Source organism: Lactobacillus sp. ESL0791 (assembly GCF_029433255.1).
Lineage (GTDB): Bacteria > Bacillota > Bacilli > Lactobacillales > Lactobacillaceae > Lactobacillus.
Map to the genome: position 1 here is coordinate 2,370,135 of NZ_JAQTHU010000001.1, position 14,263 is coordinate 2,384,397.

Genomic DNA, 14,263 nt, shown 5'->3' on the forward strand with positions numbered 1-14,263 from the left:
AATATATAACAAATAATTTCATTGTGTTACACTAGAAAAGATAGTTATTTATTTTATGGAGGAAAAAATGACGACAATAGAAAAAGTCTTTCATTTAACCGATGCTCATACCACTGTTAAACGTGAGTTAATTGCTGCTTTAACCACTTTTGTCAGCCTCTCCTACATCCTTTTTGTTAACCCAAATATTCTAAGTGCAGCTGGTATTAATAAAGGAGCGGCCTTCACCGTAACGGCAATTGCAAGTGCAATTGGTTGTTTTATCATGGGATTTGTTGCTAATTATCCGATTGCTCTAGCACCAACATTAGGCAGTGCTGCCTTCTTCGCATACAATGTCTGCGGCGGCATGCACATTAACTGGCAGACTGCTTTAGCTGCAGTACTGGTAGCTTCTGTTCTATTCATTCTAATTACGGTTTTAAAATTACGGGAAAAAGTGGTTGACGCGATTCCGCAAGATTTAAAATACGCTATTTCCGCAGGAATCGGCCTGTTTATTGCCTTTATCGGCCTGCAAAACGGCAAATTGATTGTCAATAGCGATTCTAACTTAGTTGCCTTAGGCAAATTTAATTCACCTGCTGTCTGGATCACCTTATTTGGGTTAATCCTAACCGTTATCTTAATGGCGATGCAGGTTCCTGGTTCAATCTTCATCGGCATGGTGGTCACCGCCATCTTTGGTATATTAATTGGCCAAATTTCATTGCCTAAAGCTATCGTGTCGGCTGCACCAAGCATTGCACCAACCTTTGGTCAAGCGGTTATTCACCTAAAGAATATCAATACACCGCAATTATTCATGGTGGTTTTAACCTTTCTACTTGTTACGTTTTTTGATACCGCCGGCACCTTAATCGGTATGACCGAACAGGCTGGTATGATGGACAAAAATGGGAAAATCCCTCGGATTGGCAAAGCATTTATTTCTGATTCTGCCGCCATGGTTGAAGGTGCTGTTTTGGGGACTGCCCCGCTAGGCACATCCGTTGAGTCAAGCTCGGGTATTGCCATGGGTGGACGAACCGGCTTAACCGCAATTTTTGTCGGCATTCTTTTCCTGATCAGCATGATCTTTAGTCCGCTGCTAGCAGTTATTCCAACAACGGTTACTGCTCCCGCCCTAATTATTGTTGGTGTTTTAATGGCCGGTAACCTCAAAAAGATTAATTGGGAAAAATTTGCGGTTGCATTTCCCGCCTTTCTAACAGTGGTGGGCATGCCTTTGACCTACAGCATTTCTGATGGACTTGCCTTAGGCATGATCGCTTACCCGATTACAATGATTGCGTCTAAGCAATTCAAAAAAGTTTCACCAATGATGTATGTTTTATTTGTTATCTTCATCATTTTCTTTTTAGTAACAAACATGTAAATTATTGCTCAACCAAAAAAACCACTTGAAGCCAAGTGGTTTTTTCTATGGTGGAAAAAGTTAGCCGTCAAATTCTACTCCCTGCAGTTTTTTCACTTGCTCATAAACTTGGCCCCGCTCGTTAGCATCAACTTCTAAAACAAGTTGATCGCCAGCAGCGATCCTAGTTTGACCATTAGGAATTATATCTTGGCTGCCACGATGAATTGTCTTGACCAGCATACTTTTTGGCCATTTAATCTGAGCAATTTTTTGGTCAACAAACTGGCTGCCCTCATAAACCGGAATGGTTAGTTGATCTTCATTACCCGAAAGCTTCTCCTGCCGGTCATCTTTAACCATCATCGCCTGTGCAAGGCTATCATAAATTGGTTTGCCGCCTAAGAGGTCATCAACAATCAATGCCGTAAAGGCAACTACTGCCAGTGGCATTAAATGCAGCAGGGAGCCAACCATTTCGGTAATCAAAATTATCGCCGTAAACGGTGCCCGAATGATTGCCGCAAAGTAGCCAGCCATTGAAAAAATGATCAGGTTAATCACCAAATTCTGCGGCAATAGATGCAGCCTTACCATAAATAAACCATAAATAGCGCCAATTAAGGCGCCCATTGTTAAAACAGGCAAAAAAATTCCACTAGGAAGCCCTGAGTCATACGAAACAATAGAAAAAACAAGCCGCAACAAATAAAAGAAGAGCAATATAAAGATAATGTTCCAGCCTGGTTCAGCAATTAATTTTGGTAATGCCAAAATCAAACGACTTCCCGGACCCGTAATTAAGGGCAGGAAATATGCAATCGGCAACACTAGCATTAAGGGGACTAACCCATACAGCCAGCGCGGCAAGATTGTTATTTTTGCATATAATTTTTTGCAGCTAAACAATCCTGTCTTGTATAGATGACCAAGTAAGCCCAGAAGCAGACCCAATATAAGCAAGTGCCAATACAGCAGACTAGGAAATGGATGATCGTAAATAAGCGCCAAGGAAGGCCGCTGACCAAAAATATTAGCAACGACAAAATTGGCAGCAATTGTTCCCGCTAAGGCATTCATCCAAACCCGCGGTGAAAAATTATGAAACACTTCCTCAAGAACAAAAAGCGCGCCGCTTAAAGGAGCGCCAAACGCAGCAGACAATCCGCTGGCAGCTCCCGTGGCAATCAGCACACGTGAATCAGTTTTAGACTCCTTCAGTTCTTCACCAATTCCTTGACCGATAACTGACCCTAGTTGCAGAGAAGGCCCCTCAGGCCCCAAAAATAGGCCAGTACTAATCACCAGAATACCACCAATTAGCTTTCGCCACAAAATAGGCCACCACTTTAAGGTTAATTTACCCTGCAGCTGTAATTTTACTTCCGGGATCCCTGAGCCGCCAACATGCGGATATTGTTTTACAAAATATCCGGCAACTATCCCAATCGCGGTAAAAGCTGCCGCAATCGCGACCAACCACAACCAATTTTGATGAGCCTTTTGGAAAATACTCAACCAAAATGTAGTTAAGTAGCCGATACCTAACCGAAAAAGGCCCACTATCAAACCAGTAAAAATTCCCACCAGTAGTGCTTTTAGCAAAAGCGATAAATTTTGCTTTCTTTCACCTTTCAATTACCTCAGTTCCTTCCCAATGTTATTTCATCAAGTTTACAACAAAAAAGCCAGCTAAAACAGCTGACTTACTTGTTACACGTGTAACAAATTATTTTTCTTCATACCATTCTGTATGGTAAACTCCCTCACGATCATTTCGTAAATATGTATGTGCACCAAAGTAATCACGCTGACCCTGAACTAGATTAGCCGGTAAGCTTGGATTAAAAATTGATTCCAAGTAATTTAGCGCTGCACTCAAAGTTGGAGTTGGAATGCCGGCTTTGGTAGTTAATTCAATTACTTTTTGCAAAGCAGGCAGATTCTCTTTCATTAAATCATTAAAGTATTTATCCTGAAACAAATTATCCAGTTTTTTACCGTCTGCATACGCATTTTCAATATCTTTAAGCATCGATGAACGAATAATACAACCGGCTTCCCAGTTCTGGGCAATTGCCGGATACCGCAGATCCCACTTGTAAGCATCGGCAGCCATGCTCAATTGTTGAAAACCTTGAGCATAGGCAACCGCTTGACCTAATTGTAATGTTTTTTCTAGGTTAGCAATTAAATCGCTTGGCACCTCGCCCTTCCAACTAATTTCTTTTCCTTCACGTGTTGTTGCCTTTGACATAAACCGTGCAAGAACAGCTTCAGCAATCACACTGATTGGGGTCCCCAGGTGAATCGCATCTTCAAGCATCCAGTTACCCGTACCTTTATACGAAGCTTCATTCAAAATATGATCAATCACATTGTCAGGGGTTAATTTATCTTTTTGCTTCAAAACTTCTGCGGTGATTTCACTAAGGTAAGCATGAACTAGGCCTTGATTCCAGTCTGCAAAAATTGCGGACATATCATCGTTAGTTTTGCCAGCAATTTTACGTAAAACATCGTAAACTTCTGAAAATTCTTGCATAATACCATATTCAATGCCATTATGAATCATCTTAACATAATGGCCACTGCCTTCAGGTCCAATATAAGAAACACACGGGCGGCCATCAGGAGCTTTGGCAGCAATTGCTTCTAAGATAGGCGCAACCTTCTTATAGGCCTCTTCATCACCGCCAGGCATCAGAGCCGGACCATTTAAAGCTCCCTCTTCACCGCCGGAAACACCCATTCCAATAAAATGAATTCCGTGCGCTTCCATTTCATGATAGCGTCGATTAGTGTCATGAAAATTAGAATTACCACCATCAATTAAAATATCGCCTTTGTCTAATAACGGCAATAAAGTTTGTAAAGTTTGGTCAACCGGCTTACCAGCTGCGATTTGAATCAAAATTTTCCGTGGTTTTTCAAGTGAATTAACAAATTCTTCCCACGAATAAGTTGGTTTTAACTTCTCGTCCTCATATTTTGCAAACGCATCGACCTCTGGTTTATCAATGCTAAAACCAGAAACCGAAAAGCCATGATTGTGAACATTCAAAGCCAAATTTTTTCCCATCACAGACAGACCAATAATTCCAAATTGCTGCATATTATTTTCCTCCATCATTATTTTTCATCTCTTTCATTATACGTTTAAGCACGCAAAAAAGCGAAATCAAAATTGGTTTCGCTTTTTTAAATGACAATTAACTTATTACTATTTATTCAGAAGCACTTGAAGTAGTATCAGTCTCTTCGGTATTTTCTTCTTTTGCTTCACTTACAATTAGTGCATCAACAACACCATACTTGTCAGCAAAGTAGCTGAATGGCTTCAGGCCTTCTGCTTGATACTTCTTAACAAATGCCGGGTCATCAAGAGTGTTTACCTCAGTTGAGTAAGGCATTTCGTGTGTTAATTTAACGTCAACAAGCATTGGACCATCAGAAGTCTTCCATTCCTTAACTGCGTCTTCGAATTCCTTCTTAGTGCGAACAGTTACACCCTTAACGTTCATTCCTTCGGCAACCTTAGCCCAGTCATTATCTGGAAGGATAACTCCTGATAATGGCTGGTGTGATTGGTCTTCTTGCTCAGCTTGAATAAAGCCTAAGGTTTCATTAGTGAAAACAACATTCATGATGTGCATGTTGTAACGAGCTTCAGTCAACAATTCTTGACTCATCATTGCAAAACCGCCGTCACCGCCGAGGTTCCAAACTTCACGGTCTGGGCAAGCAGTCGCCGCAGCAATAGCCGCTGGTGAGCCAAAGCCCATTGTAGCGTACAAGCCTGAAGTAGCCCAAACTTGCTTGTCGTGCAAGTTCATTAACCGTTGGAAGTCAATGTTAATGTTACCAACATCGATACCAAACATTGCATCGTCTGCGGCATATTTGTTAATAACGTCAAAAATTGGTTCACGACGAATTGGCATCTCTTCTGAGTTGTCAAAACTGTGCTGCCATTCATCCCAGTTCTTGCGGTCTTCAAGTCCAGCCTTGTAAAGTGGTGATTCCTCACGAGCTTCGCCAGCATCAATAATTGCTTGCAAAGTCTTAGCACCGTCAGCCAAGATCGGCACATCAACTGCATGACGCTTACCCAACTTTTCTGAGTCAACATCAATTTGAATCATCTTAGCCTTCGGGTTAAAGAAGAAGACAGAGAATGGTGAGTTGTTACCCACCCAAACAACCAAGTCCGCATGTGTTTGGATATCATCACTTGCTTTAGGAGCACAACGACCAATTGAACCCAAATATGCAGGAAATGCATCTTCAACAATTCCCTTAGCAATAACTGATGACATGATTGGCATCTTGAATTTGTCTGAAAATGCCTTTAAGACATCGCCGTGACCTTTCATACCCATGCCATAATAAACTACTGGGTTCTTGGCTTCCTTGATCAATTTAACGGCTGCGTCAACCGATTCCTTAGTTGGTGCTGCGTGGTTAGGCACTGCTGTCAATGTGTTAGCAGTAACACGGAAGTTGTCGTTAATTTCTGCCCAGCCAAAGTCTTTTGGCAAAATTAAAATTGCTGGACCCTTCTTAGCATAAGCTTGACGAAGAGCCTCATCCATCATTGACGGAATTTGTTGTGCAGTTTTAATTTGGTGATTCCAAACAGCAACGGAATCAAACCATGGCTTCTCATCAAAAGCTTGGAAGAAGTCAATATCTTGACGATTAGTTGGTACATTAGCAACAATCGCAACCATTGGCACCTTATCGTATTTTGCATCGTATAAACCATTCATCAAGTGAACAGCACCAGGGCCGGCTGAACCAAAGCATACACCGATTTTACCAGTAAGCTTGTATTCAGCTGCAGCTGCTAACGCACCAGCTTCTTCATGACGAACTTCAATAAATTTAAGCTTATCCTTAAAATTAAGAATAGCGTTCATTGTTGAATCGAATGAACCGCCTGGGTAACCGTAGATGTGATCGATTCCCCAGTCACATAAAACTTGAAGCATAGCATCTGAACCATTAATTTTTGTCATTTGTGTGCATCTCCTTAAATAAAATTACATACGCATATAATTAAACCATACAATTTCATAATTACAAGTATTTGATTTATAAGCTTTCAAGCAAAATTTTAGTAATAATTTTAGCAAATAAAATAACCTAATGCTCAAAAATATGATTTATGGTTATATATATAAAAATAATTATAACAGCCATTCAGGCAAAAATTAATAGTAGAATTTTTATTTACAAAAGAGCAAAAAAGCGAAACCTAAATTGGTTTCACTTCTTTAAAGACAACTAATTGTCACTGATTAATGTGCTGAAGCACCTGAAGTAGTGTCAGTTTCTTCTTCTGAACTTTCTTCCTTCTTTGGAGCACTTGCAGCTGGTGCAACAACACCATACTTTTCAGCATAGTAGCTGAATGGCTTCAAAGCTTGTGCTTGGTACTTCTCAACGAATTCTGGATCATCCAAAGTATTAACTTCGGTTGAGTAAGGCATAGCATGAGTGAACTTGATGTCAATTAACATTGGACCATCAGAAGCTTTCCATTCCTTAACTGCATCTTCGAATTCCTTCTTATTGGTTACAGTTACGCCTTTAACGTTCATACCTCTAGCAACACTTGCCCAGCCGTTATCTGGAAGAATAACACCTGACAATGGTTGGTGTGACTCGTCTTCTTGCTCAGCTTGGATATAACCCAAAGTTTCGTTAGTAAAGACAACGTTCAAAACATGCATGTTGTAACGAGCTTGAGTCAATAACTCTTGGTTCATCATCGCAAAGCCACCATCACCGCTGAGGTTCCAAACTTCACGGTCTGGGTGAACAGTTGCGGCTGCAAGGGCAGCAGGAGTAGCAAAGCCCATTGAAGCATACAAACCTGACGTTGCCCAAGTTTGCTTGTCATGCAAGTTAACTAAGCGCTGGAAATCAATGTTAATGTTACCAACATCAATAGCATAGATTGCATCATCTGCAGCATACTTGTTAATGATGTCAAAGATCGGCTCACGACGAACTGGCATTTCGTCAGAATCAACGAAGCTTTCTTCCCATTTATCCCAATCCTTACGGTCAGCTAAGCCGGCTTTATAAATTGGTGACTCTTCACGATCTTCACCTTCATCGATGATTGCTTGCAAAGTCTTGGCACCATCAGCCAAAATTGGTAAATCAGTCTTGTGACGCTTACCAAATTTTTCAGTGTCAACATCAATTTGAATAACCTTAGCATTAGGACTAAAGAAGAATTGTGAGAATGGTGAGTCAATACCAACCCAAACAACTAAGTCAGCTGAAGTTTGAATGTCGTCACTTGCCTTAGGAGCAACACGGCCAATTGAACCCATGTATGCTGGGAACTTGTCTTCAACAATCCCCTTAGCAAGAACTGATGACATCATTGGCATCTTGAACTTGTCTGAGAAAGCCTTTAATACATCGCCGTGACCCTTCATACCCATGCCGTAGTATACAACTGGGTTCTTAGCTTCTTTGATCATCTTAACTGCTTCGCTAACAGCTTCCTTCTTAGGAGCAGCATAGTTAGGCACTGCTCTTCTCATACTGTAATTTACACGATGACCAGCTTCAATCTTAGCCCAGCCAAAGTCCTTAGGTATGATTAAAACAGCTGGGCCTTTCTTAGCATAAGCTTGGCGAATAGCTTCGTCAGTCATCCGCGGAATTTGGTCTGCCGCTTTAATTTGGTGACACCAAACAGCAACGGGATCAAACCAAGGCTTTTCATCAAAGGCTTGGAAGGCATCCATATCTTGAGCACCAACTGGCACTTGAGCAACGATTGCTAACATAGGAATCTTGTCATATTTAGCATCGTACAAACCGTTCATCAAGTGAACAGCACCAGGACCAGCTGAACCAAAACATACACCAATCTTGCCGGTATATTTATATTCAGCTGAAGCAGCCAATGCACCAGCTTCTTCATGCCGAACTTCGATATACTTCAACTTGTCTTTGTAGTTCAAAATAGCGTCCATCGTTGAGTCGAATGAACCGCCTGGGAAACCATAAATATGGTCGATATCCCAGTCACATAAGACCTGAAGCATAGCTTCTGAACCATTAATTTTTGTCATTAAGAGCATCTCCTTAAATTAGATTACTTACACATTGTATTAAAACATATAATTTTGCATTTTCAAGTGCTCAAAAAGGTTATTTAATCAGTATTGTAAGCGATTTTAAAAAATAAAACCTTCACAACAAAAAGCAAAAAATCATAACAATGTAGCTGTGTCAATGATTATATTTGTGATTTTTTAATCATACTGTGCAAAAATTATTTATTTTTCTAATAAAAAAATATTTTTCTGCATAAAGAAATAATATTTTTTAAATGATAACATTTCCTAAAACACAAAAATAAACAAGTCATATATATATTTGAAAGTAAGTAAATAATTCCCGAAATTAGAGCAAATAGAAAAATTTTGCTCACTTTTAAGCTTTTGATTAATTATCAAGTAAACAAATTATTAGCAGAAAATTATATTTCAGCTGCGAAATGCAAGAATTTTATCTAACCAACAAAAAAAGCAGCTTGTTATTTTATATAAGTATCAGGCCACTTTTTGTCTTATATTATTCTATTTAACTTTCTGGTAGCGTCCGTTTTGGACATAAACACTAAGAATTGCCAAATCAGCCGGATTAACACCCGAAATCCGTTCAGCCTGTGCCATTGTTTCCGGACGAATCTTCATAAACTTTTGCCGGGCTTCAGTTGCCAGTCCTTCAATTGCATCATAATCAATATCTGCCGGAATTTTTTTAGCCTCTTGACGATGCAGGCGGTCAATTTGAATTTTTTCTTTCTTAATGTAACCGGCATACTTGACGTTAATTTCCACTTGTTCCTTAACATAGCGATCCTGAGAAATCTGCATCCCTGTTAACCGTTCAATATCATCAATTGTTACCTTAGGTCGACGCAGAAAAACATCAGCCTTCAGTCCAGCCTGCAGTTCCGTCTCGCCAATACCTGCTAGATACTGCTGTACTTCAAAATTAGGGTGAATCGTTAAGTCGCTAAGCTTTGCTTTAACTTCTTCGATTTCCTTCTTCTTCTGAATAAATTTTTGGTAGCGTTCATCCGAAATCAGGCCTAGCTTGTAACCATAATTCGTCAGCCGCAGATCAGCATTATCATGCCGCAAAATCAAGCGGTACTCCGCGCGGGACGTCAACAAGCGGTACGGCTCTTCTGTCCCCTTGGTGACCAAATCATCAATCAGAACACCAATATAGGCCTCATCCCTGCCCAAAGTAAAAGCAGGCTTACTTTGGGCACGCAAAGCAGCATTAATCCCAGCGATCAGCCCCTGACCAGCAGCTTCCTCATAACCAGAGGTGCCATTCATTTGCCCCGCAGTAAACAGATTTTTAATATTTTTTGTTTCCAAAGTATGCTTAAGCTGCCACGGATCAACCACATCATACTCAATAGCATAACCCGGCCGCATCATTTCTGCATGCTCAAGTCCGGCAACTGTATGCAGCATTTTTAATTGAATCTCTTCCGGCATTGAGGTCGAAAAGTCGCCTACATAGATTTCCTTGGTGTTTCTTCCCTCTGGCTCCAAAAACAGCTGGTGACGCGGTTTATCAGCAAAGCGAACAACTTTTGTTTCAATCGACGGACAATATCTTGGGCCCACGCCCTTAATCTGCCCAGAAAACATCGGCGAACGGGACAAGTTCTCATTAATTATTTTATGCGTTGTCTCATTAGTGTAGGTCATCCAGCATGATACCTGATCACGCAAGTAGTCTTCATCCCTGCTTTCATAAGAAAAATGCCGGGGTTCCTCGTCACCGGGTTCTTCCTCGGCTTTAGAATAGTCAATCGTGTTGCCATTAACCCGCGGCGGGGTTCCCGTTTTAAAGCGGCGCAGCTTAAAACCCAGTTTTTCCAAGTTTTCCGATAATTTGATTGCTGGGATCGTGTTGTTAGGACCCGAAGAATAATTAAGTTCGCCGATAAAAATTCGTCCGCGTGCTGCCGTGCCAGTTGTTAAGACCACGCTCTTAGCATGATAATTGGCACCGGTATTAGTTTTAACCCCCCTGCAGACCCCGTCTTCGACAATCAACTCATCGACGGTTGCCTGCCGTAAAGTTAAATCAGGCGTATTTTCGATAACATCCTTCATGTGCTCATGGTACTGCCATTTGTCGGCTTGTGCACGCAATGCCCGGACCGCTGGCCCCTTGCCCGTATTCAGCATCCGCATTTGAATGTAAGTCGCATCAATATTCTTGCCCATTTGTCCGCCCAAGGCGTCAATTTCCCGGACAACCGTTCCTTTAGCCGGTCCCCCAACAGATGGATTACACGGCATAAACGCGACCATATCCAAACCGATCGTCACCAGCAGCGTTTTTTGCCCCATGTGGGCGCTGGCTAAAGCTGCCTCACAGCCGGCATGGCCGGCACCAACTACAATTACATCGTATTCATCTGTGTCGTAAGACTTAATCATTTTTCCCTTTCTATTTTCCTAAACAAAATTGACTAAACAATTCATTAACCAATTCGTCAGGACTGCTATCACCGGTAATTTCGCCTAAAGTATCCCATGCACCATTAAAATCAATTTGAGCAATATCTACCGGCACTTCATCATTAACGGCTTGAACAACATCCTCCAGCTGTTTTTTGGCTTTCTCCAGCAGACCAACTTGACGCTGGTTGGTGACCATAACCTGATCATTAGAATTTTCAATCCCTGCAAAAAACAATTGCTTGATTGTTTCTTCCAATTTCTCTAAATTTTGTTTCTTTAAAATTGAGGTCGTGATCACACTGCTGCCGGTTGTCTGTGCCAATTCTGCCGCATCTACTTTTTGACCCAAATCTGTTTTATTTAAAATAATAATTCGTTTTTTATCAGCCGTTGCCTTAATCAGCTCTCGGTCTTCGGCGTTCATGTCCCGGCTTGCATCAAGCAGCAACAAAACCAGGTCCGCTTTTTGCAGGGCCTTTTTGGAACGCTCAACACCGATTTTTTCAACCTTATTATCGGTTTCGCGAATTCCGGCGGTATCAATTAATTTCAGTGGCACGCCTTGAACTGCGACATATTCTTCCAAGGTGTCCCGTGTCGTACCCGCAACGTCCGTAACAATCGCCTTGTCACTTTGCGTCAAATAATTTAATAAGGATGACTTGCCCACATTGGGCTGGCCGACAATCGCCGTCGCTAAGCCATTACGCAATGCGGTTCCTTCACTGGCGGTTTTCAGCAGCGCATCTATTTTGGCAATCACCGCTTTAGAGGTATCCGCCATTTGCTTGGCCGTGACCGTATCAGCATCATATTCAGGATAGTCAATATTGACTTCCACATTAACCAATGTATCCAAAATTTGCTGCCGCATTGCCCGGATCTTGTGCAGCAAGCCGCCCTTAAGCTGGCCGACAGCAACCTGCCGCGCCTTGTCAGTCTTCGCCCGGACAATATCCATCACACTTTCGGCCTGGGTCAGGTCAATTCGGCCATTGACAAAAGCCCGCTTGGTAAATTCACCGGCATCGGCCATTCTTGCACCGTGACGCAAAAGCAGCTGCAGGATATGATTGGTCACCACAATCCCGCCATGACAATTAATTTCAACGATGTCTTCGCGCGTAAAAGTCTTCGGCGCCCGCATCACCGTCACCATTACCTCGTCAATTGTTGTTTCTGTTTCGGGATCAACGATGTGACCATAGTGAATTGTATGTGATGGCACCTTCTCCAAGTTAGGACCTTTAAAAAGACGATTAGCAATTTTTACCGCTTCTTCACCGGATAAACGCACAATCGAAATTCCGCCTTCACCGATCGGGGTCGAAATTGCCGCAATCGTATCAAATTCAGTCAGCGTTTGAACCATAATTTCCCCTTTTTCCAATAAAAAAAGCGCATTACCCCATCACGATCAAGTGTGATGGATAAAGCACTTTGACTACTTTATCTAAAATTGATTTTAGATATTTATTTTATTTTTTACGTTTTAACCGTTTATACGTCCGGCGCAACTGCCGCTTACGCTCACGTTCCGCCTCAGCCTTTGCTTCTTGCTCACGCCGATACTTAACCGGATTCTGCAGAATAAATGTCTGCACTACCTGGAAGAGGTTAGAAACTACCCAGTACAAAACGATTGCTGACTGGAAGTAGATGCCCATGACCCCGACCATGATTGACATCCCGTAGGTCATCATCTTGGTTGATGTCGTTTGGCTTTCTTTCGGCGTTGACATTTGGCTGATGTAAGTCGAAAGAAAAGTCAGAACCATTGAGAGAATCGGCATGATATAGTACGGATCCGGATTACCCAAATCCATCCATAAAAAATGTCCCGTCAGCAGCTGTGGCGTTCTGGCAATTACGCCGTACAAGGCATACATAACCGGCAGCTGAATAATCAGCGGCAGGCAGCCCGCATATGGATTAATCCCCGCTTCTTTATAGAGCTTGTTAGTTTCTTCCGATAGCAACGTCCGTGATTCAGTATCTTTACCCGGATATTTTTTCTGTAGCGCCGTCAATTGCGGCTGAATCGTCTGCATTTTAGTTGTGCTTTTAATCGAAATTGCATTCAGCGGATACAAAATAAGCCGCACCAAAATCGTAAAGACAATAATTGCCCAGCCGTAGCTGTTGCCGACAAGTTTAGCCAGCCACAAAATAAACACGGACATATAATAAAGGATCCAGCGATCCCACCAGTTGCCGCTAGCATGGCTAATTGGTGGCTGCTGCTTGGTATTAACTGCACAGCCGGTTAAAACGACCGCAAGCAGCGCTACTGCCAAGACGGCAACTAGCCGCTTAATATTTCTCTTAGTTAGAATGCTCTTCACTCTAATCTTCCTCAACTTCATCTGGCATTTCCTTAATTACATGAGCCAAAGTCAGCGCATGCAATAAATTTTTGCGTACCTGTGCCATATTAAAATCACGGGCATAGGGCCTAGTAATCACTAAAAAATCGATCTTTGGATCAATCTTTGCTTTTTCTTCCGTAAGAACACTGCGGATGTAACGCTTGAGCCGGTTACGCGCGACAGCAGTATGACCAACTTTTTTACCGACAGAGATTCCCACCCGAAAGTGTTTATTCTCTGCCCTTTCTAATTTATAGATGACAAAAGCACGGTTAGCTACTGAAGTACCAGACGTAAAAACACGTTGAAAATCATTTTCAGTTTTAACGCGATAAGATTTTCTCAAACCGTTTCATTCCACTCTAGTAAACTAAAAAAACCACTGGAATTCAGTGGTTTAAGCAGATAAGACTTTTCTACCTTTTGCACGGCGTCTTGCTAAAACCTTGCGGCCATTTGCTGTACTCATCCGCTTCATAAAGCCGTGAACACGTGAACGGTGACGCTTCTTAGGTTGGTAAGTTCTCTTAGTTGTCATTAAACTCCACCTCCATTTTTATGTGTAGCTACACAATTTAATATCTACAATAGCATGATTAATCGAAAAAACCAAGTCAAAAAATCAAAAAACTTCGGCATAATTTCATGTTTTTAGTTCTTTTAGAAAACGGACTTGTGGCTTTTTTCTTGTTTAAATTTATCCACAGCAATCTGATCACAGAGTAATGCTCAGGTTTATCCACAATCAACATCCTGTTCAAAAAATTATCAACAACATGTCAATAACTTTTAGAAAAATACTGCTTATTGTTTATTCGATAGCAATAGTTATCCACAGTATTTTAGACAAGTTATCTTTTTTAACAAAATTTTCTTATTATTTGTGATTTAATCATAAAAAGTTTTCCACACTTTGTTAATTCTGAATTATTTTTATGCACTTGTGGAAAACTTTTAAATTAGATGCTAAAATATTTCTTGTTAACTATCTTCTTGGGAGGAAA

10 protein-coding genes are annotated in these 14,263 nt (G+C 41.4%); 1 reads left to right on the forward strand and 9 read right to left on the reverse strand.

The features are described 5' to 3' along the window. Positions 1 to 67: 67 nt before the first annotated feature. A complete protein-coding gene (locus tag PT285_RS10940; RefSeq protein ID WP_277150515.1) occupies positions 68 to 1,378 on the forward strand; it encodes an NCS2 family permease in 1,311 nt (436 codons plus the stop codon). Positions 1,379 to 1,438: 60 nt separating this feature from the next. Here PT285_RS10940 and PT285_RS10945 read toward each other — a convergent pair whose 3' ends face one another. The 9 genes from PT285_RS10945 to rpmH form a co-directional block, all read right to left on the reverse strand. After that, on the reverse strand, positions 1,439 to 2,995 hold the full coding sequence (locus PT285_RS10945) for a ClC family H(+)/Cl(-) exchange transporter (RefSeq protein WP_277150517.1): 1,557 nt from the start codon (positions 2,993 to 2,995) through the stop codon (positions 1,439 to 1,441). A 91-nt stretch (positions 2,996 to 3,086) separates the two neighbouring features. Next, the gene (gene gndA / locus PT285_RS10950; RefSeq protein ID WP_277150519.1) at positions 3,087 to 4,472 is read right to left on the reverse strand and encodes an NADP-dependent phosphogluconate dehydrogenase; all 1,386 of its coding nucleotides are present in this window, start codon (positions 4,470 to 4,472) and stop codon (positions 3,087 to 3,089) included. Between the two features lie 112 nt (positions 4,473 to 4,584). Then, positions 4,585 to 6,378 (reverse strand): pyruvate oxidase, encoded by a 1,794-nt coding sequence (gene spxB, locus PT285_RS10955; protein ID WP_277150521.1) that lies wholly within the window; start codon positions 6,376 to 6,378, stop codon positions 4,585 to 4,587. A 282-nt stretch (positions 6,379 to 6,660) separates the two neighbouring features. Further along, on the reverse strand, positions 6,661 to 8,460 hold the full coding sequence (spxB, locus tag PT285_RS10960) for a pyruvate oxidase (RefSeq protein ID WP_277150523.1): 1,800 nt from the start codon (positions 8,458 to 8,460) through the stop codon (positions 6,661 to 6,663). Between the two features lie 510 nt (positions 8,461 to 8,970). Continuing rightward, positions 8,971 to 10,866, reverse strand: a complete 1,896-nt coding sequence (gene mnmG / locus PT285_RS10965) for a tRNA uridine-5-carboxymethylaminomethyl(34) synthesis enzyme MnmG (RefSeq protein WP_277150525.1) — start codon at positions 10,864 to 10,866, stop codon at positions 8,971 to 8,973. A gap of 10 nt (positions 10,867 to 10,876) precedes the next feature. Beyond that, a complete protein-coding gene (gene mnmE / locus PT285_RS10970; protein WP_277150527.1) occupies positions 10,877 to 12,262 on the reverse strand; it encodes a tRNA uridine-5-carboxymethylaminomethyl(34) synthesis GTPase MnmE in 1,386 nt (461 codons plus the stop codon). Positions 12,263 to 12,368: 106 nt separating this feature from the next. Further along, the gene (locus tag PT285_RS10975; RefSeq protein ID WP_277150529.1) at positions 12,369 to 13,235 is read right to left on the reverse strand and encodes a membrane protein insertase YidC; all 867 of its coding nucleotides are present in this window, start codon (positions 13,233 to 13,235) and stop codon (positions 12,369 to 12,371) included. Position 13,236: 1 nt separating this feature from the next. Beyond that, positions 13,237 to 13,605, reverse strand: coding sequence for a ribonuclease P protein component (gene rnpA / locus PT285_RS10980; RefSeq protein ID WP_277150531.1), 369 nt, complete (start codon positions 13,603 to 13,605; stop codon positions 13,237 to 13,239). A gap of 51 nt (positions 13,606 to 13,656) precedes the next feature. Further along, a complete protein-coding gene (gene rpmH, locus PT285_RS10985) occupies positions 13,657 to 13,797 on the reverse strand; it encodes a 50S ribosomal protein L34 (RefSeq protein ID WP_008472873.1) in 141 nt (46 codons plus the stop codon). Positions 13,798 to 14,263: the final 466 nt, after the last annotated feature.